Below are 19009 nucleotides of genomic sequence, written 5' to 3' on the forward strand. Positions count from 1 at the left end.
TTCTGCGTAATATCTCACAAAAGATTGCCCTGCCAATTGATCATCCGCCAGCCGGAAAATAGAGTGCCGCTGAAAAATAACAGAAAAAGAGAGAATGCCTTATTCAGGCAGCGCTAACCCTCACGGGTAGCGCACTATCCGTTTCAGCAGGGATGAATCATGATCTTAAAGCGATACCTTATGGCGCTCACGCTGCTGAGCCTTACAGCCTCAGCTTACGGCAGCGCCTCAGTTCAGCGGGGAGTGGATCCAATCCGTCACTTCAGGCTCACCTGTCAGGTTAACGATAATCAGGCTGCCCTTCATGGCACCGACTGTGCCGCAGTGGGTGGCGACTTCGCCGCCTGCAATCGCGCCACCCTTACCCTGACTAACAACGGCCCGGCCCTGACGGACAGGCACTGGGCCCTCTACCTGAGCAACGTCCACCAGAGGCTGCGGGTCGAACATGATCAGTTCAGAATGACCCACCTTGTCGGCGGTTTAACCCGGCTGGAGCCGACAGAGAAGTTCACCGGCCTTGGCGCAGGCGAATCGGTGCAGGTTCCCGTCGTCAGCGAATACTGGCAGCCGTTCGCGCACAAACGCCCGGACAGAGCAGAGGATCGCCTCCTCGCCTCGCTGCGCTCGCGGAACGACGATCAGGGCCGGCAGAACCCGGCCCTTTTGCCTTAAACCAGCTTCTCTTCGGGTTCCGCATCCGGCTGCTGACGGCGTTCGATAATCATGGTCTGCGGCGTGGAAAGCAGGATGCCCTCTTTACGCAGGCGCGTCAGAATATCGAACAGCAGATCGCTTTTGGCGCCGGAAATCTGGCGCTGCCCGGCCACGTTACCGGTCACGCTCAGCACAATGCCCTGCTGGGTCAGATCTTTAAACGAAACAGACGGCTCTGGCGTCTCCAGAATGCGTTCGTTTTCGTTGTAAACATCGAGCAGAATATCGCGCACTTTCACCGGATCGATGTTGAGCGGGAAGGTCAGCGTAATCGTCACCACACCCTGCGCATTGCCCATCGTGGCGTTGCGCACGTTCTGCGAGATAAACTGCGAGTTCGGCACGATGACCGTGGATTTGTCACCCAGCTGGATCTCGGTGGCACGCACGTTAATCCGGCGGATATCCCCTTCGATGCCGCTGATGGTCACCAGATCGCCCACCTTCACCGGCCGCTCGGTTAACAGAATCAGGCCCGAAATAAAGTTCTTCACGATCTCCTGCAGGCCGAAACCGATACCGACCGACAGCGCACTGACGATCCAGGCCAGCTTGTTCCACTGCAGCCCCATGATCGACAGGGTCAGCAGGATGATCAGCACGTAACCGATGTTGCTGAACAGCGTCACCAGCGACACCCGCATCCCCACGTCCATGGTGGTTTTTGGCAGGAAGTCAGTGTCGAGCCAGCGGCGCACCGAGCGCAGCACATAGATGCCGACAATCAGGCAGATCAGCGCATTAACCATGTGTGCCGGAACGATATTCAGGGACTCCAGCCCTTTCCCGCCCCAGAACTCAATCACTTTCTGCAGCAGCTCAATCGGCGTTGAGGAGGCAAACGTCCCGTTGACCAGCGCCAGCGCCACAAACAGCACCAGAATGGTCTTACCAATCGCCGTCAGCAGCGTGGCGGTTTGCTGCAGATGACGCTCATTGATGTTGAGCGAACTCTGAATGCGGCGGCCGGTTGCGTTGCTGGTCGAAAAAAGACTCTCACAGCCATCGTTGAGCAGATGGCTCAGGAAGTAGAAGGAGCCAAACAGCAGGCCACACCAGATCACCTCATAACTCAGGAAGCGTGCCAGCGTGACATAACCCACCAGCAGCGAGATCAGGATCGCGAGCGCGGTCAGGGTCAGCCCCAGCTGGATCAGCCCGACCAGCGTAGAGCGGGCTTCCGGCGGCGTGCCTGCCAGCGTCATGCGACGACGAACGCGGTTGGTTCGCATGCTGATGGCCAGCGCGGTGCTGCCTATCAGCAGCGCCGTCAGGCCGTTGGCGAAAATGGTGGTATTCAGACTGGTGCCGACGCTGTAGTTAAAGGCCTCCACCGTCTGGAAGATAAACACCAGCACCGCGGTAATGGGCGGGAACGGTTTGAGCGCCAGCGCCACTTCATTGGAGATGGTGGGCAAACGCCAGCTCGGCCGCCGCGTAGAGAGAAACGCACGCCCCAGTCCGGCGATCAGGCCACAAAAGACGCTGAGCTGAACCAGCCGATCGACAAAGTCCTGCACATTTTCCGAGACCTCATCGCGGCGGGTAAACGCCAGAGCGATAAAGTTAAAGGTGAGTACCACCGCCACCAGCGTGGTCAGGGCTATCGCGGCCGCCAGGAAGCTGCGGCGCAGTTTGCCTTCCGGCATTTTATGAATGCTGACCCAGGCGAGAAACTCCTCGCTGTAGCGACGACCCACCGTCATCACCAGCAGCGCCGCCAGCAGCCAGAGCGTACTGCCTATGCGCCAGCCCGGCTCCCAGGAGAGCGCCGCGGTGTCCTGCAGCTCCTGCAGAAACTCGCCGATCTTCTCACCGTCCAGGTCCTGGCTGTTGGTCAGGGGAGACCAGAAACGCGCACCGAGAATGGTACCGGAGTTGAGCGCCAGCTGACTTTTCAGCTGGTCACGGCGCAGGTTAACAATCTGCGACGACAGCGTTAAGGCACCATTTTTAATGCCCTCTGCCTGCTTGATCTGATCGTCGAGTTTACTTTTCTGACTCTCCAGCGCGTTTCGCTTGCGCGTCACCTCCGGCGTCTCTTTTACCCCGCTGTCAGCTTTGGGGGCCGGACCCAGCACCTGCAACTGCGCTTCCAGCTGCTGGCGATCGGGGATCAGCGCCTGACCCAGCGTGTCGGCATTGCCGGAAAGCTCCAGCGCCATCTCATTCAGCTGATTCAGTTTGTTTTCGCCCGCGTCGCCTGACACCTGGCTCTTAATCTTATCGAGGATCTTCTGCATTTTCGGCAGTTCAACCGAAGCATTCAGCTTCGGCTGGGCATCCTGTTCCTGTTCCTGTGCCGCCGCGGTGATATCATCCGCCGCCTGCGTCACCGCCGGGGCAAACGCCACCAGCGTCAGCATTAACCATGCAAAAAAGGATCTTATAAACATATGAGTAAAATTCCGGCAGCTTATATCAGGCGATCGTCCCTCGCCAGTCGCGCGTAGTGTAGGACTTTGCAAGGGATGGCAATATAGGAATAACGGGTATTTTTCGGGCTAATTCCGGGCAGACCGCGCGCGTTACGCCGCTGCCCGGCTCGCCCGGCGCGCCTGCTCAGACAGCAGACAACGCCGGGTAACACAGCAGACGTTCTCTGCTCTCTTTACTCCACGCCGGCACTGCTGTCCCCGTTGCTGGCGACCTGGCCCGACTTCTGCTTTTTGTACGCCAGCGCAGCCGCAGGTACCGGCGCGGCTTTGCCGGTCTCGATCCAGCTACGCAGACGGTTGGCATCCGCGAAATGGGTATATTTGCCGAAGGCATCCAGCACCACCAGCGCCACCGGACGATTGTTGATCATGGTGCGCATCACCAGGCAGTGCCCCGCCTCGTCCGTGTAACCGGTCTTGGTCAGCTGGATATGCCAGTCATTTTTGTAGACCAGATGGTTGGTGTTGCGGAACGGCAGTGCATAGCTCGGATGGGCAAACACGGCCGTCTCTTCTTTGGTGGTGCTGAGGGCGCCGAGCAGCGGATATTCGCGCGTCGCCTTAAGTAATTTGACCAGATCCTGGGCGCTGGAGACGTTTTGCGTCGACAGGCCGGTCGGCTCCACGTAGCGGGTCTGTTTCATGCCCAGCGACCGCGCTTTGGCGTTCATCGCCCGGATAAAGGCGTTGTATCCGCCCGGATAGGCATGAGCCAGGCTGGCGGCGGCGCGGTTCTCCGAGGACATCAGCGCAAGCAGCAGCATGTTGCGGCGGCTGATCTGGCTGTTGAGCTTAACGCGTGAGAAGACGCCACGCATTTCCGGCGTCTGGCTGATATCGACGGTTAACATCTCGTTCATCGGCAGGTGCGCATCCAGAACCACCATCGCCGTCATCAGCTTGGTGATAGAGGCAATCGGCCTGACCCGATCCGGGTGACTGGAGAAGAGCACTTTATTATTGGTGAGGTCGACAATCATCGCACTGCCAGAGGCAATCTGCGGCTGAGCAATAGGCGTAAGCTGCGACAGGGAGGTGGTCGCCTGAGCCGGAAGTGAAACAATCTGCCCGGAAACGAGCAGTGCCAGCGAAAGCAGGCTGGAACGAATTTTTGCAGACATCGTAGAAAAACCCGGTTGGTGTTATGTACTGTGCCAGAGAGACACAGGCCGCCCGCCTCAGTCACGTCGGCGCGCGGGCTGGCAGCAGCATCATACGCGGAAGGTTAAGAAATTTCCTGGGGAGAGTGTATCCGGGCGTAAAAAGAAAACTGCCGCCAGGCCGGCGGCAGCGGTTGTCTAGAACAGGCGGGGACCATATCCCCACAGCACCACGGTCAGGGCCAGTAACACTTCAAACACCAGCACGCCGATCGCCAGGGTAGAACCGGAGAAGCGCAGGCTCTCTTCACGGTCGATGTTCAGAAACAGCGGAATGCCGATATAGAGCAGGTAGCCGGTGTAGAGCAGCGCCAGCGCACCCGCCAGCACGCAGAGCCAGACCAGCGGATAGAGCGCCACCAGCCCGCTGAGAAACAGCGGTGTCGCCACATAACCCGCGAAGACGGTACAGCGCTGCACGCCGGGCCGCTGCGGATAATCACGTGCCATCCAGTGGATCACCCGCCCCATCACCGCGACGCCACCGAGAATAATCAGATAGAACAGGATGCCGAGCCCAAGCCCGGTCGCCAGGTTAAGTTGCACATATCGCCCCTCGCCCAGGTTCCACCCCAGCTGAGTGGTCCCGATGAAGGCGCAGATCACCGGGATCGCCGCCATCAGCAGAACATGGTGGGTATAGTGGTGCGATACACTCTCATTCTCTTGCTTAATATCACGCATTTCCTGATTCGGATGCGCCAGAAGTCCCCAGACATGGTTCATACAGTCACTCCTCTGATGCAGTGGGCCGCCCGATGAGCATGCGTCTTTGGGGGCAGCGTCTTCTCAAGTATAAACGGCAGCAAAACTTTCGTGGCGACCGGACAAAAAAACAGCAGAAATAAACGCACCCGCGCGGCCCGGGCGGAAGCGAAGCCAATTCGCGTATAGACTTGAAGAAACAGCCACCGAACAGGGAGTGTCACTTTGCATCTGGATATCAACGCATTAATTACGCAGTACGGTTATCTGGCACTGTTGATTGGCTGTATTGCCGAGGGGGAGACATTTACCTTACTGGGTGGCGTGGCTGCCCATGAAGGACTGCTGCACTATGCGGGCGTGGTGCTGGCTGCGATGGGCGGCGGGATCATCGGCGACCAGCTGCTCTACTGGGTTGGCCGCCGCTGGGGGACGCGCATCCTGCGCCGCTTTAAAAAGCATCAGGATAAGGTGGTGAAGGCGAACCGCCTGATCAAACGCCGTCCCAGCCTGTTTGTGATCGGCGTGCGCTTTATGTATGGCTTTCGCCTGATTGGTCCCATCATCATCGGGGCCAGCCGCCTCAATCCGATGAAATTTTTTATCCTCAATATCATCGGTGCGGCCATCTGGGCGCTGATCTTTGTCACGCTGGGCTATTTTGCGGGCGGCATTATCGCGCCGTGGCTGCATAAACTCGATCAGCATCTGAAACATCTGCTCTGGCTGGTGGGTGCGGTGGTGTTCGCCTTTGTCCTGCGCTGGGTGATCCGGCGCTGGCATAACCGTCGGGCCGATCAATAAGCGCTGACAGCTGCCCAAACGAAGCCGCATCGGCATGCTCAGCTATAGTTAACAGCACACTGACAGGGAGATGAGCATGAGTAAGGTAAAACGTAAGATTGAAGAGCACGGCGTCATTGGCGATCTCCGCACCTGTGCACTGGTGGCGAATGACGGGACGATTGATTATCTCTGCTGGCCTGAACTCGACAGCCCGTCGGTCTTCTCTGCCCTGCTCGACAGCGACGATGCCGGCCTCTTCTCCCTCTCGCCGGACTGGCCCGATGCGCGCCGTCAGCAGCTCTACCTGCCCGACACCAATATTCTGCAGACCCGCTGGCTGGATGAGCAGGGGGTCGCAGAAATTACCGACTATATGCCGATTTGCGATGACAGGGAGAAACTGCCGCGTCTGATCCGGCGGGTCAAAATGGTACGCGGCAGCGCGACCTTTACCCTGCGCTGTTCACCGCGCCACGACTACGCCCGGGCGCAGACGCGCGCCGAGGCCCATCACGGCTGTATCGATTTTCATGCCGAAGGTCAGCCCTCGCTGCGCCTCGCCGCCAGCGTGGTCATGACGCTGGAGGATGAGAGCGCGACCGCCGTCTTTACCCTGCAGCCGGGCGAACATGCGCAGTTTGAATTTGGCAGCGTCGACGATGCGCATATCGAAGCGCTGGCGACCGAACACTGCTTTGAAGATACCCTCAACTACTGGCGACGCTGGAGCGCAAAGAGCACCTATCAGGGACGCTGGCGTGAAATGGTGCAGCGCTCCGCGCTGGTGCTGAAGCTGCTCACCTCACATCAGTATGGCTCCATTGCGGCGGCGGCAACCTTTGGCCTGCCCGAAGAGCTGGGCGGTGAACGAAACTGGGACTACCGCGCCTCCTGGATCCGCGACGCCTCATTCAGCATGTATGCCCTGATGCGGCTGGGCTACACCGATGAAGCCAAACACTTTACGGAATGGGTGGGTCGCTGCGTCGAGAACAGTCATCACGACGAGATGCGCCTGCAGGTGATGTACCGGCTGGACAGCGGCACCGAACTGCATGAGATGGAGCTGCTCAACCTCTCCGGCTACGGCGATTCCCGGCCGGTGCGCATCGGCAACGATGCCTGGCAGCAGACCCAGCTCGACATCTATGGCGAGCTGATGGATGCGATCTATCTGGCCAATAAATATGGCGAGGCGATCTCTCAGCGCGGCTGGGAGCACGTAGTGAAGATGATCGACTGGCTGAGCGAGAACTGGGATCAGCCCGATGCCGGGATCTGGGAGATGCGCGGCGAACCGGAACATTTCCTGCATTCCCGTCTGATGTGCTGGGTGGCGATGGACCGCGCGCTGCGTCTGGGCATGAAGCGATCGCTGCCGATGCCCTATCAGCGCTGGGATGAGGCGCGGCGTAAAATCCGCGAAGATATCTGGGCCAATTTCTGGAACGAGGAGCGCGGGCACTTCACCTCCACACGTCACGGCGACTATCTCGACGCCTCCATGCTGCTGATGCCGCTGGTGCGCTTTGTCGGTGCCACGGATCCGGACTGGCTCTCTACGCTGGACGCGATCAAAAAGGACCTGGTCAGCGATGGCATGGTGCGGCGTTACAATATTCATGAAACCCCGGCCGATGGCCTGCAGGGAGGTGAAGGCTCTTTCGGTGCCTGTTCCTTCTGGTATGTGGAGTGCCTGGCGCGCGCAGGCCGGATACAGGAGGCGCATTTTGAGTTTGAGAAGCTGCTGAGCTACGCCAATCCGCTGGGCCTTTACGCCGAGGAGTTTGACAGCCACGGCCATGCGCTGGGCAATACGCCGCAGGCGCTGACGCACTTGGCGTTAATCAGCGCCGCCTTTTTCCTGAACCGGAAACTCAGCGGCGAACAGACCCAGTGGCAGCCTTAGTCATCGCGGTTTTCAGCGCCCTCTTCTCCCGAAAGGCGCTCATCTCTGCACGGTTTTAGGTAAAGTATTACTGTCAGGTTAAAATCCTGATTCACAACATCAGATCAATGAACATATAATGCGCAGCAGGTCACATTGGCCGGCATGAATTCGATACTTTGACCAGCCTGAAACAGGGCGATAAAGACTTGTAAAATATGAAAATGATTCGCGCTTTCGCTTCAATCGCACTGGCTCTGGCGGCGTTCAGCCAGTCAGCCTTTGCTGTGGTTTACCCGTTACCGCCGGCTAACAGCCGTCTGATCGGGGAAAATATTGAAATTACCGTTCCTGAAGACAGCAAATTGCCGCTGGAAGCTTTTGCGGCGCAGTATCAGATGGGCCTCAGCAACATGCTGGAAGCCAATCCGGGCGTTGACGTTTATCTGCCGAAAGCGGGCAGCAAAATGATTATCCCACAGCAGCTGATCCTGCCCGACGCCCCGCGCGAAGGCATTGTGATCAACAGCGCCGAGATGCGTCTTTACTACTATCCGAAAGGCAGCAAAACCGTGGTTGTCCTGCCGATTGGTATCGGTGAGCTGGGTAAAGATACCCCGATCAACTGGACCACGGCGGTTGAGCGCAAAAAAGATGGCCCGACCTGGACGCCAACCAAAGGGATGCACGCCGACTACGCCGCTCGCGGTGAAACGCTGCCTGCCGTCTTCCCGGCTGGCCCGGACAACCCGATGGGCCTCTATGCGCTCTACATCGGTCGTCTCTATGCGATTCACGGCACCAACGCCAACTTCGGTATCGGCCTGCGCGTGAGCCACGGCTGTGTGCGTCTGCGTGCGGATGACATCAAGTGGCTCTATCAGAATGTGCCGGTCGGCACCCGCGTTCAGTTTGTTGATCAGCCGGTGAAAGCCTCGGTTGAGCCAGACGGTTCACGTTACCTTGAAGTGCACAACCCGCTGTCGACCACCGAAGAGCAGTTCAACTCCCGTGAGCTGGTGCCGATCACGCTGACTCAGGCCGTGACCAAAGTGCTGGCTGATGGCAGCATCAATCAGGATCAGGTTAACGCCGCGATTCAGGGCCGTACCGGTATGCCGGTAAAAGTGAACGGTGTGGAGAACAATGTTCAGACTGCACCTGTTCAGGTGCCGGAAAACTCACAGGCCGCCCCTCAGGAGCAGCCAATGACTCCGGTGACGCCTCAGGGTGCCAGCAGTGATGCTGCGCAGCCTCAGCAGCCCGCGACAGAAGCGGCCCCGGTGACCCCGGCCGCCCCGGCTGCCGCAACGAATAATAATTCGTAACGGACCGCCTGTTCTCAGAAGCCAGCGCCTGTCGCTGGCTTTTTTATTGCCCGCGCTATACCGCCCTCTCCGGCTAAATTTCCTGCCTGCCCATCATTAATCTGTCATAGAAAGCGCGTATCACACAGCGATAACCCGGTGCAAATCAGCATCCGCTATCCGCCACATGAGGTACACCATGAGCGAAAACAGTCTCCCCTCATCCGTCCGGGGCCGGCCTGATTTCAACGGCAAAGGCAGTCGTTTCAGTAAACCGCTGTTTTTTATTCTGCTGGTCGCGGGTCTCGCGTTCGCCGGCCTCAATCTGGTCAGTGACGTTGAAGAGACCAACATGCCGGTCACCAGCCTCCTGCCCTTCTTTCTGCTGGGCCTGGCGCTGCTGATTGCGCTCGGCTTTGAGTTCGTCAATGGCTTTCACGACACCGCCAATGCCGTCGCCACGGTGATCTATACCCATTCGCTGACGCCCGGCGTCGCCGTGGTCTGGTCCGGTTTCTGTAATTTTATGGGCGTGCTGCTCTCCAGCGGGGTGGTGGCGTTTGGCATTATTTCGCTGCTGCCGGTGGAGCTGATCCTGCAGGCCAGCAGCGGCAACGGCTTCGCGATGGTCTATGCACTGCTCTTTTCCGCCATTATCTGGAATCTCGGCACCTGGTATTTTGGCCTGCCCTCCTCCTCCTCCCACACCCTGATTGGCTCCATCATCGGCGTCGGCGTCGCCAACGCGATGCTGCACGGGCGCAACGGCCTGAGCGGCGTGGACTGGGATCAGGCGCTGAAGGTGGGCTATGCCCTGCTGCTCTCGCCGGTGGTGGGTTTCGTCTGTGCCGGGCTGCTGCTGTGGGTCATGAAACGTTTTATCCGCAATCGCCAGCTTTACCGTGCGCCACAGAGCGATCAGCCGCCGCCGGTCTGGATCCGCGGCCTGCTGATCCTGACCTGTACCGGCGTCTCCTTTGCACACGGCTCTAACGACGGGCAGAAAGGGATGGGGCTGATTATGCTGATCCTGGTCGGCACCATGCCGATCGCCTACGCCCTGAACCGATCGCTGCCTGCCGACCAGATCCCCCGCGTGGCCGCGCTGACCGAAGTCACCGCGCATCAGCTGCGTCAGCTGCAACCGGCGGCGGCACACCCTCCCGCGGCCCGCGACGTGCTGACCGGCTTTGTCGGCAGCAACCGGATGAACAGCGAGGTGTTACCGGCGCTGGCGATGACGCTCAATGAAGTGGGTGATGAGATTCGCCGCTATGGCTCGATGGATAACATTCCGGCGCAGGCGGTGACCAACACCCGCAACCAGATGTATCTGGCATCAGAGTCGATCAAGCATCTTCAGACCGCAAAGGTCACGCTGCCGCAGGAGACGGAACGCAATCTGAAAGCCGTGAAAAGCGAACTCGACAGCGCCACCCGCTTTATTCCGATGTGGGTAAAAGTGGTGGTGGCGATTGCGCTGGGGCTTGGCACGATGGTCGGCTGGCGCCGGATTGTGGTCACGGTGGGAGAACGCATCGGCAAAACCCATCTCAGCTATGCGCAGGGCGCCAGTGCCGAGCTGGTGGCGATGGCGACCATTGGCGCGGCAGACGGTTTCGGTTTACCGGTTTCCACCACCCATGTGCTCTCCTCGGGCGTGGCAGGCACCATGGCGGCCAATCGCTCCGGCCTGCAGCTTGCCACGCTGCGCAACCTGGCGGTCGCCTGGGTCTTAACCCTGCCGGTCTCCGTTCTGCTCTCCGCCCTGCTCTACTGGCTGTTTACCCGTTTCTGATGACCCGGCGGCTCACCCGCTGGTGAGCCGCTGTTGAGCGCAGAGCCGCAGGGTAATCAGCAGCGCACCCAGGACCATGATCGCCGCCGCGAGGTAGACCGACTGCATGCCCCAGTGTCCGATAAAGAGTCCCGCCACCGGGCCGGTTAAGCCCAGCCCCAGATCGAGAAAGGCGGAGTAGGTGCCGAGCGCCGATCCCTGATCCTGACGCTCAACCCGCTTAACGGCTTCCACCCCCAGGGCCGGAAAGACCAGCGAAAAACCGCTGCCGGTCAGAAATGCCCCCGCCCCTACCAGCCAGGCGCTGTCCGCCTGCCAGATCAGCAGCAGTCCCACACACTCCAGCAGAAAAGAGAACAGCGAGACGCGCAGTCCGCCAAAGCGGGTGATAAAGCGCCCGAAGCCGAGACGCACCAGCACAAAACCCAGGCTGAACAGCGTCAGCGCATAGGCCGCGCCCTGCCAGTTGCGGCTGGCAAAGTAGAGGGTAATGAAGGTGGCAATCACGCCAAAGCCGATAGTGCCGAAGCCCAGCGCCAGACCGTAGAGCCAGACGCGGGAAAAGACGCGATGAAACGGAATGCGCTCGCCCAGGCTGACGGTGACGGCGGGTTTGCGGCTCGCCATCAGGTAGCCTGCTATCCCCATCACCGCAATCAGGCCAGCAAAGCCGCTCATGCCGAACTGCCCGTTGAGCATCACGCCCAGCGGTGCGCCCACCGCCATCGCCAGATAGGTGGCGACGCCGTTCCAGGAGATCACGCGGGCGGTCTGCAGCGGCCCGACGATGTTCATGCCCCACAGGGTTGAGCCGGTGCTGCTGAAGCTTTCGCCCACCCCAAGAAACAGCCGTCCGACAGCCAGCAGCGTCAGGCTCAGCCACGGCCAGCTGCTCAGCAGGGCAGCGATGATGGTCAGCACCCCGCTCATGCCGCAGCAGAGCAGTCCCAGCATCACCACGCGTTTAGGGCCAAGCCGGTCGGCCAGACGGCCCGACTGAGGACGGCTGAGCAGCGTCGCGAAATACTGAATACTGATAATCAGCCCGGCGATAAATGAGCTGAAGCCGAGGTGATTTTTGACAAAGCCAGGCAGCACAGCCAGCGGCAAGCCGACGGAGAGATAGCAGAAGAAGGTGAAAACGATAACGGAAAGGATACGTTTGTTGAGCTGGCTGTTGCTCAACACGGCGGTGTCAGACATAGCAGAGTTGCGGTGAAGGAAGTTTGGCTCACTATACCGTCAGGCCGCTAAGGGGTCGCCTGATTTTTTATCACAAACCATGAACCGTCGCGTGACGATCGATCGCCTGTGCAATGTCGCCCGACGATTTTAACGCCCGGATTTCGCTGAACAGGCCATCCGCTTCTGCATACGCTTTGCGCAGATAGCCAAGCCACTGTTTGATGCGCGCGACGTGATAGAGTCCGGTGTCGCCCTGCTTTTCCAGCCGGCTATATTTCTGCAACAGGCGCACCACCTCAGGCCAGGCCATTGGCGGCTCGTTATATTTGACCACCCGGCTCAGGTTAGGGATGTTCAGTGCACCGCGGCCAATCATCACCGCATCGCAGCCGGTGACCGCCATACAGTTCTGCGCGCTCTGCCAGTCCCAGATTTCACCGTTAGCAATCACCGGAATGCGCAGCCGCTGACGAATCTCGCCAATCGCCTGCCAGTTGATCGCCTCGGCACGATAGCCCTCTTCCTTGGTTCGTCCATGCACCACCAGCTCACTGGCTCCCGCCTGCTGTACAGCATCGGCGATCTCCAGGCTGCGGGCGCTGGAATCCCAGCCGAGCCGCACTTTCACCGTGACCGGTAAGTCAGCAGGCACCGCTTCACGCATCGCTTTCGCGCCGCGATAGATCAGATCGGGATCTTTAAGCAGGGTCGCCCCGCCCCCGCTGCCGTTGACCAGCTTAGAGGGACAACCGCAGTTGAGATCCACCCCCCAGGAGCCCAGCGCCACCGCACGGGCGGCGTTCTCGGCTAACCATTCGGGATGCTGCCCCAGCAGCTGCATCCGCACCCGCGTGCCGGAAGGCGTGCGGCTGTTGTTATGCAGCTCGGGGCAGAGACGATAAAAGGATTTTACCGGCAGCAGCTGATCGACCACGCGCAAAAACTCGGTGATGCAGAGATCGTAGTCGTTCACTTCCGATAACAGCTGGCGCACCAGCGAATCAAGCACGCCCTCCATCGGCGCCAGTAAAACCCTCATACTCAGACGTTCCCGGTGCGCTTCGGTGCCGGACGACGCGGACGGGAAGCGGGCTTGTCGCCCTGAGGCGCAGGCTGTCCCTGACGACGAGGCTGAGAACGCTTGTCGCCGGATGAACGTGGTGCACCTGCACCCTGTCCGCCCTGACCACGACCGCGCCCGCCGCCTGCACCGCCGCGCGACTGCTGCTGGCGACCGTTGATGATAGGCTCTGCTTTGATGCTCGGATCGGGTTCATAACCCGGAATCGCCAGGCGCGGGATTTCACGCTTCAGCAGGCGTTCGATATCACGCAGCAGTTTATGCTCATCGACGCAGACCAGAGACAGTGCCGCACCGGTGGCCGCCGCACGGCCGGTACGGCCAATACGGTGCACATAATCTTCGGCGACGTTGGGCAGCTCATAGTTGACCACGTGTGGCAGCTCTTCGATATCCAGGCCACGCGCCGCGATATCGGTCGCCACCAGCACGCGGATCCCGCCGGATTTAAAGTCAGCCAGCGCACGGGTACGGGCACCCTGGCTCTTGTTGCCGTGGATCGCGGCGGCGGTGATGCCATCTTTGCCCAGCTGCTCGGCAAGGTGGTTAGCGCCATGCTTGGTTCGGGTAAAGACCAGCACCTGCTGCCAGTTCCCTTCGCCAATCAGCTGCGACAGCAGTTCCCGCTTGCGCTTCTTATCCACGAAATGCACCTGCTGAGCAACCTGTTCAGAGGCGGTGTTGCGGCGCGCCACTTCTACCATTTCCGGGTTGGTCAGCAGTTTTTCAGCCAGGCCTTTGATCTCATCAGAGAAGGTGGCCGAGAAGAGCAGGTTCTGACGCTTAGCCGGCAGGCGCGCCAGTACGCGACGGATGTCGTGGATAAAGCCCATATCGAGCATACGGTCCGCTTCATCCAGCACCAGAATTTCGACCTTAGAGAGGTCAACCGCATTCTGATGCGCCAGATCCAGCAGACGACCCGGTGTCGCCACCAGCACGTCCACGCCGCCACGCAGTTTAACCATCTGCGGATTGATGCTGACGCCACCAAACACCACCATCGACCGCAGCGGGAGATATTTGCTGTAGTCACTGACGTTTTCGCCGACCTGCGCCGCGAGTTCACGGGTCGGGGTCAGGATCAGGGCGCGTACCGGGCGACGGCCGCGCACCGGCGTGGTGGTCGCAGAGAGTTTTTCAAGCAGAGGTAAGGTAAAGCCGGCCGTCTTGCCGGTGCCGGTCTGGGCGCTCGCCAGCAGATCGCGGCCTGCCAGCACCACAGGAATCGCCTGGCGCTGGATAGGTGTAGGTTCGCTGTAGCCTTGTTCGGCGACCGCGCGCAAAATATCGGCACTCAGGCCGAGAGAGTCAAAAGACATTACGTGATTTACTCCGGTCCGCTCTGTCCGTGATTCACGGTGTAGTTTTCAGAGGGATAGTGACGGCAGCTGGGGCTGACGCGTGAAAAGGGCACAAACTACGATGCGTAAGCGGGCGAGTGTAGCAGCTTTAGAGCAAGTGTGCGAGATAGCTCACATTTACACACACATCTTCCCCGCCCCATAAACAGGAAGGCCACCTTTCGGTGGCCTTCAACTTAGCTACGTTTTTTTTCGATGCGCCGTGGCGGTTCTTTCGCCAGCAGCGACACCAGCGCCGGACCCAGCAACATCACCACGCCGAGGCACGCCAGCAGCAGGTTGTTGTGGTAGATCCGCGACACCAGGAACAGTGTCATCATGGCAGCGCCAAAGTAGTAAGTGGTGGTCGCTTCTTCAAGATAATCGCCAAGGGTCCGTAAACGGGCGATGCGCTGTGTTGCCAGCATGGCAACAAAAACCAGTGCGTAGACGGCCACCAGCGTGCTGCAGACATCGACCAGGGCCTTGTGCTTCCAGCCCCAGATCAGCGCAGCGATCACCAGCAGATGCATAGCGATATGCATGTACGTCTGACCCGTGATGATTTGAATACGATTAGACCATTTCATTCAGTTCTCCTGGCAGACCCAACAGGTCGCCCAAGTGCTACCGGCACAAGCCGGAAACGGTTTCCTCAATGTAAAACAATTTTCGGATAACGCCTTAATTATCGCCCTCTCTCACCACCCATTTGTGACAAAGACTACACTTTGATTCTGGTGATGATGAAAAGGAGTGCGTCGCGAGTATGCCACAAAACACGCAAGGATTTTCAATAAAAGTCCTGACGATCAATACACACAAGGGTTTTGCCCCGTTTAATCGCCGCTTCATCCTGCCGGAATTACGCGAAGCCGTTCGCGCAACGTCGGCGGATGTGGTCCTTCTGCAGGAGGTGATGGGCACGCATGCCATCCATCCGCTTAACCATGACGCGTGGCCCGAGGCGCCACACTATGAGTTTCTGGCCGACACCATGTGGAACGATTTCGCCTACGGGCGCAATGCGGTCTACCCGGAAGGACATCACGGCAATGCCGTGCTGTCGCGCTTTCCGATTGCAGAGTATGAGAACCGGGATATCTCGGTGGCGGGCAGTGAGAATCGCGGCATGCTGCACTGTCAGATCGCCCTGCCCGAGCCGCATGGCACGCTGCACGTTATCTGCGTGCACCTTGGCCTGAAGGCCTCGCACCGCCGCGCGCAGATGAAGATGATATGTGAAATGGTCACCTCGCTGCCGCCCGACGCGCCGGTTGTGGTGGCGGGTGATTTTAACGACTGGCAACGACGCGCTAACGCGATCTTAAAACAGGGCGCAGGCCTGAAAGAGGTATTCAGCATGAAAACCGGACGCCCGGCGCGCACCTTCCCGGCGCGCTTCCCGATTCTGCGGCTCGACCGCATCTATGTGCGCAATGCCACCGTCACTCATCCGTGGGCGCTGCCGCGTAAGCCGTGGTCCCATCTCTCCGACCATGCGCCGCTGGCCGTGGAGATTCACCTATGAATTTCAGCTGGCAGGAAGGCAACCGGCTGCTGTTGCTGGAAAATGGTGAGGCGTTTTTCCCGCGCGTCTTTGGTGCGATACAGCGGGCCGAGCGCACGGTGCTGATTGAAACCTTTATTCTGTTTGAGGATGAGGTCGGCAATGCCCTGCATCGCGAACTGCTGGCGGCGGCCCAGCGTGGGGTGCGGGTTGAAATCATGGTCGATGGCTACGGCTCCGCCGAACTCTCTGACAATTTTGTGAACAGCCTGACCAGCGCGGGCGTGCGCTTCATCTACTACGATCCGCGCCCGCTGGTGATGGGTATGCGCACTAACGTGTTCCGCCGCCTGCACCGCAAAACCGTGGTGGTGGATGATGTGGTGGCCTTTGTGGGCGGCATCAACTTCTCTGCCGAGCACAACACCGACTACGGCCCGGAGGCTAAGCAGGATTATGCGGTGCAGGTCAAAGGGCCGGTGGTGGGCGATATCGCCCGCTATCTGCAGCAGGCGATTGGCAGTGAACAGCCTACCCGCCGCTGGTGGGGGTCGCGGTCTCACCGTCCGGCGGTCAATGCCAGGCCCGGCGATGCCCAGGTGCTCTATGTCTATCGCGACAATGACGAACATCGCGACGACATCGAAATGCACTACCTTGAAATGCTGCGCGAGGCGAAGCGGGATGTGATTATCGCTAACGCCTACTTCTTTCCCGGCTACCGGCTGTTGCGTGAGATGCGCAACGCGGCGCAGCGCGGCGTCAGGGTGCGGCTGATTGTGCAGGGCGAGCCGGATATGCCGATTGTGAAAGTGGGCGCGGAGTTGCTCTACAACTATCTGGTCGATGGCGGGGTTGAAGTCTATGAATATATCCGTCGTCCGCTGCACGGCAAGATCGCGGTGAAGGACGATCAGTGGGCCACCGTCGGCTCCAGCAATCTCGACCCGCTCAGCCTGTCACTCAACCTGGAAGCCAACCTGATCATTCACGACCGGCCGTTTAACCAGACGCTGCGTGACAACCTTGAAGCGCTGCTGGCAAATGATTGTCAGCGGGTGCAGGAGGATCGTCTGCCCCCGCGCAACTGGTGGCAACTCAGCAAAAGCGTGGTGGTCTTCCACTTCCTGCGCCATTTCCCGGCTATTGCGGGCTGGTTACCGGCGCACACACCGCGGCTGGCCCAGGTGGCTGCCCCGGTGCAGCCAGAGATGGAGACACAGGATCGCGTAGAAGCCGACAACCAGGGAGCAAAATCCTGATGGCAAAAAAACATCCACGCTGGCAACTGGCAAAAAAAATCCTCACCGTGCTGTTCTTTATCGCGGTGGTGGTGCTGCTGGTGGTTTATGCCCGCAAAGTGAACTGGGAAGATGTTTATGACGTCATCGTTAACTATAACCGCTTTGTGGTGCTGACCGCCGCCGGACTGGTGGTGCTGAGTTACCTGGTCTACGGCTGCTATGACCTTATCGGGCGCGCCTACTGCGGGCATAAGCTGGCGAAGCGGCAGGTGATGCTGGTGTCATTTATCTGTTACGCCTTTAACCTGACGCTGAGCACCTGGGTCGGCGGCGTGGCGATGCGCTACCGGCTCTACTCCCGCCTGGGGCTCGACAGCGCCACCATCACCCGCATCTTCTCCCTGAGCATCGCCACCAACTGGCTGGGCTACATTCTGCTGGCTGGCGTGGTGTTCAGTGCGGGCATGGTCTCCATCCCCAGCGGCTGGTTTATCGGTGAGACTACCCTGCGGCTGATCGGTGTGGTGCTGCTGGTGCTGGTGGCGATCTACCTCTGGGCCTGTGCCTTCTCGAAGCAGCGACGCTGGACGGTCAAAGGGCAGACGCTGCAGCTCCCCTCGCTGCGTATGGCCCTGCTGCAGTTTGGCGTCTCCTGCGCTAACTGGATGGTGATGGGGGCAATTATCTGGCTGCTGCTGGGGCGCGATGTCGGCTATCCGATGGTGCTGGGCGTGCTGCTGATCAGCAGTATTGCCGGGGTGATCATTCATATTCCGGCGGGGATTGGCGTGCTGGAGGCGGTCTTCCTGGCACTGCTCAGCGGTCAGCACGCGTCGCATGGCACCATTATCGCGGCGCTGCTCGCCTATCGCGTCCTCTATTTCATCCTGCCGCTGCTGCTGGCGCTGGTGCTCTATCTGGTTCTGGAGAGCCGGGCAAAGCATCTGCGCCAGAAGAACGAGCAGAAGCTTCAGAAGTCATCATAAAACGGGGGAGGCGCAGCCGCTGCGCCTCCCCCTTTACATCTCAGCCGTTCAGCGCGGCGCTGGCCGCGAAACGGGTAGCCTGACTCAGCGACGGTTGCCCATAATCCGCAGCAGCATCAGGAAGAGGTTGATGAAGTCCAGATAGAGCGTTAACGCCCCCATGATCGAGTAGCGACGCAGGTTTTCCGTATCGCGCGCATCAATCTGCTCACCGATATTTTTCAGCTTCTGGGTGTCATAGGCGGTCAGGCCGACAAACACCACCACTCCGATGTAGGTAATCGCCCACATCAGCGCCGGGCTCTTCAGCCAGAAGTTCACCAGCGACGCCAGCAGGATGCCGATCAGCGCCATAAACAGCAGACTGCCAAACCGGCTCAGATCGCGTTTGGTGGTGTAGCCGAAGAAGCTCATCGCGCCAAACATCCCGGCGGCGACAAAGAAGGTGCTGGCGATGGAGGAGTAGGTGTAAACCAGGAAAATGCTGGCCATCGTGACGCCGGTCAGCGCCGAATAGAGCATAAACAGCCCGGTCGCCACCGCCCCGCTCAGACGATGCACCATGCCTGACAGGAAGAACACCAGCGCCAGCTGCGCGATAATCAGCCCGAAGAAGGTGATCCGGTTGGCGAAGACCAGCTCCATGACCGCAGGCGTACGTGCAGCGAACCAGGAGACAAACGCCGTCAGCAGCAGACCACAGGTCATCCAGCCATATACCTGGGCCATGTAAGCCTGAAGCCCGCGCGAGGCGGGTTGAACGATAGAATCATGTCGTGGATATCGATCCATGATGCACCTCTTGATAAAGGGATGAGTAGTAAGACGCTCCACAGGGAGCCCTGTCAGATTTAAGTGTGG

At 59.5% G+C, this 19009-nt stretch carries 16 protein-coding genes; 8 read left to right on the plus strand and 8 right to left on the minus strand.

Features of this window, described 5'->3' with window-relative positions; all coding sequences use genetic code 11:
• Positions 1 to 159: 159 nt before the first annotated feature.
• Entirely contained in the window at positions 160 to 675 is a 516-nt protein-coding gene (locus tag S7A_RS13250; protein WP_009091302.1) for a carbohydate-binding domain-containing protein, read from the plus strand.
• Here S7A_RS13250 and S7A_RS13255 read toward each other — a convergent pair.
• The 3 genes from S7A_RS13255 to S7A_RS13265 form a co-directional block, all read right to left on the minus strand.
• Positions 672 to 3113, minus strand: coding sequence for a DUF3772 domain-containing protein (locus S7A_RS13255; protein WP_009091303.1), 2442 nt, complete (start codon positions 3111 to 3113; stop codon positions 672 to 674). The two genes, S7A_RS13250 and S7A_RS13255, sit on opposite strands and share 4 nt — an antisense overlap.
• Before the next feature lie 215 nt (positions 3114 to 3328).
• Positions 3329 to 4276, minus strand: a complete 948-nt coding sequence (gene pbpG / locus S7A_RS13260; protein ID WP_009091304.1) for a D-alanyl-D-alanine endopeptidase — start codon at positions 4274 to 4276, stop codon at positions 3329 to 3331.
• 177 nt (positions 4277 to 4453) lie between these two features.
• Positions 4454 to 5041: a Yip1 family protein gene (locus S7A_RS13265; protein WP_009091306.1), complete on the minus strand. Its 588-nt coding sequence runs from the start codon at positions 5039 to 5041 to the stop codon at positions 4454 to 4456.
• Positions 5042 to 5245: 204 nt separating this feature from the next.
• On the opposite strand from S7A_RS13265, the gene S7A_RS13270 reads away from it, so the two are divergent.
• The 4 genes from S7A_RS13270 (at position 5246) to S7A_RS13285 (ending at position 10799) form a co-directional block, all read left to right on the plus strand.
• A complete protein-coding gene (locus S7A_RS13270; protein WP_009091308.1) occupies positions 5246 to 5824 on the plus strand; it encodes a DedA family protein in 579 nt (192 codons plus the stop codon).
• Positions 5825 to 5900: 76 nt separating this feature from the next.
• Positions 5901 to 7715: a glycoside hydrolase family 15 protein gene (locus S7A_RS13275; RefSeq protein WP_009091310.1), complete on the plus strand. Its 1815-nt coding sequence runs from the start codon at positions 5901 to 5903 to the stop codon at positions 7713 to 7715.
• 197 nt (positions 7716 to 7912) lie between these two features.
• Positions 7913 to 9022, plus strand: coding sequence for a L,D-transpeptidase family protein (locus S7A_RS13280; RefSeq protein WP_009091312.1), 1110 nt, complete (start codon positions 7913 to 7915; stop codon positions 9020 to 9022).
• A 178-nt stretch (positions 9023 to 9200) separates the two neighbouring features.
• Entirely contained in the window at positions 9201 to 10799 is a 1599-nt protein-coding gene (locus S7A_RS13285) for an inorganic phosphate transporter (RefSeq protein WP_009091314.1), read from the plus strand.
• Positions 10800 to 10811: 12 nt separating this feature from the next.
• Here the strand turns inward: S7A_RS13285 and S7A_RS13290 are convergent, their stop codons facing one another.
• The 4 genes from S7A_RS13290 to S7A_RS13305 form a co-directional block, all read right to left on the minus strand.
• Positions 10812 to 12002 carry an MFS transporter gene (locus S7A_RS13290; protein WP_009091315.1) on the minus strand — a complete coding sequence of 397 codons (1191 nt, stop codon included), beginning with the start codon at positions 12000 to 12002 and terminating at the stop codon, positions 10812 to 10814.
• A gap of 70 nt (positions 12003 to 12072) precedes the next feature.
• The gene (dusC, locus tag S7A_RS13295) at positions 12073 to 13023 is read right to left on the minus strand and encodes a tRNA dihydrouridine(16) synthase DusC (RefSeq protein WP_009091316.1); all 951 of its coding nucleotides are present in this window, start codon (positions 13021 to 13023) and stop codon (positions 12073 to 12075) included.
• A 2-nt stretch (positions 13024 to 13025) separates the two neighbouring features.
• Complete coding sequence (rhlE, locus tag S7A_RS13300; protein ID WP_009091317.1) at positions 13026 to 14387, minus strand: ATP-dependent RNA helicase RhlE; 1362 nt, start codon at positions 14385 to 14387, stop codon at positions 13026 to 13028.
• A 218-nt stretch (positions 14388 to 14605) separates the two neighbouring features.
• Complete coding sequence (locus tag S7A_RS13305) at positions 14606 to 14998, minus strand: YbhQ family protein (RefSeq protein ID WP_009091318.1); 393 nt, start codon at positions 14996 to 14998, stop codon at positions 14606 to 14608.
• 179 nt (positions 14999 to 15177) lie between these two features.
• Between S7A_RS13305 and S7A_RS13310 the strand changes: the two genes are divergently transcribed.
• From S7A_RS13310 to S7A_RS13320, 3 genes are read left to right on the plus strand one after another with little or no spacing between them, the layout of a single operon-like run.
• Positions 15178 to 15939, plus strand: coding sequence for an endonuclease/exonuclease/phosphatase family protein (locus S7A_RS13310; RefSeq protein WP_009091319.1), 762 nt, complete (start codon positions 15178 to 15180; stop codon positions 15937 to 15939).
• Entirely contained in the window at positions 15936 to 17180 is a 1245-nt protein-coding gene (gene clsB, locus S7A_RS13315) for a cardiolipin synthase ClsB (protein ID WP_009091321.1), read from the plus strand. Before S7A_RS13310 ends, clsB begins: the two co-directional genes overlap by 4 nt.
• Entirely contained in the window at positions 17180 to 18148 is a 969-nt protein-coding gene (locus S7A_RS13320) for a lysylphosphatidylglycerol synthase domain-containing protein (protein WP_009091322.1), read from the plus strand. The genes clsB and S7A_RS13320 overlap by 1 nt, the downstream gene beginning before the upstream one ends.
• A gap of 84 nt (positions 18149 to 18232) precedes the next feature.
• On the opposite strand, the gene S7A_RS13325 is transcribed toward S7A_RS13320, so the two are convergent.
• On the minus strand, positions 18233 to 18940 hold the full coding sequence (locus S7A_RS13325; RefSeq protein ID WP_009091323.1) for a Bax inhibitor-1/YccA family protein: 708 nt from the start codon (positions 18938 to 18940) through the stop codon (positions 18233 to 18235).
• Positions 18941 to 19009 lie beyond the last annotated feature (69 nt).

Source organism: Pantoea sp. Sc1 (genome assembly GCF_000255315.1).
In the GTDB taxonomy this organism is placed as follows: Bacteria; Pseudomonadota; Gammaproteobacteria; order Enterobacterales; family Enterobacteriaceae; genus Pantoea; species Pantoea anthophila.

What these genes read in the sequence shown, in the direction of transcription:
- S7A_RS13320 (WP_009091322.1), top strand. Translation starts at nt 17,180, where the DNA reads ATGGCAAAAAAACATCCACGCTGGCAACTGGCAAAAAAAATCCTCACC.
- S7A_RS13255 (WP_009091303.1), bottom strand. Translation starts at nt 3,113, where the DNA reads ATGTTTATAAGATCCTTTTTTGCATGGTTAATGCTGACGCTGGTGGCG.
- dusC (WP_009091316.1), bottom strand. Translation starts at nt 13,023, where the DNA reads ATGAGGGTTTTACTGGCGCCGATGGAGGGCGTGCTTGATTCGCTGGTG.
- pbpG (WP_009091304.1), bottom strand. Translation starts at nt 4,276, where the DNA reads ATGTCTGCAAAAATTCGTTCCAGCCTGCTTTCGCTGGCACTGCTCGTT.
- S7A_RS13310 (WP_009091319.1), top strand. Translation starts at nt 15,178, where the DNA reads ATGCCACAAAACACGCAAGGATTTTCAATAAAAGTCCTGACGATCAAT.
- S7A_RS13250 (WP_009091302.1), top strand. Translation starts at nt 160, where the DNA reads ATGATCTTAAAGCGATACCTTATGGCGCTCACGCTGCTGAGCCTTACA.
- S7A_RS13325 (WP_009091323.1), bottom strand. Translation starts at nt 18,940, where the DNA reads ATGGATCGATATCCACGACATGATTCTATCGTTCAACCCGCCTCGCGC.
- S7A_RS13275 (WP_009091310.1), top strand. Translation starts at nt 5,901, where the DNA reads ATGAGTAAGGTAAAACGTAAGATTGAAGAGCACGGCGTCATTGGCGAT.
- S7A_RS13285 (WP_009091314.1), top strand. Translation starts at nt 9,201, where the DNA reads ATGAGCGAAAACAGTCTCCCCTCATCCGTCCGGGGCCGGCCTGATTTC.
- S7A_RS13280 (WP_009091312.1), top strand. Translation starts at nt 7,913, where the DNA reads ATGAAAATGATTCGCGCTTTCGCTTCAATCGCACTGGCTCTGGCGGCG.
- clsB (WP_009091321.1), top strand. Translation starts at nt 15,936, where the DNA reads ATGAATTTCAGCTGGCAGGAAGGCAACCGGCTGCTGTTGCTGGAAAAT.
- S7A_RS13265 (WP_009091306.1), bottom strand. Translation starts at nt 5,041, where the DNA reads ATGAACCATGTCTGGGGACTTCTGGCGCATCCGAATCAGGAAATGCGT.
- S7A_RS13290 (WP_009091315.1), bottom strand. Translation starts at nt 12,002, where the DNA reads ATGTCTGACACCGCCGTGTTGAGCAACAGCCAGCTCAACAAACGTATC.
- S7A_RS13305 (WP_009091318.1), bottom strand. Translation starts at nt 14,998, where the DNA reads ATGAAATGGTCTAATCGTATTCAAATCATCACGGGTCAGACGTACATG.
- rhlE (WP_009091317.1), bottom strand. Translation starts at nt 14,387, where the DNA reads ATGTCTTTTGACTCTCTCGGCCTGAGTGCCGATATTTTGCGCGCGGTC.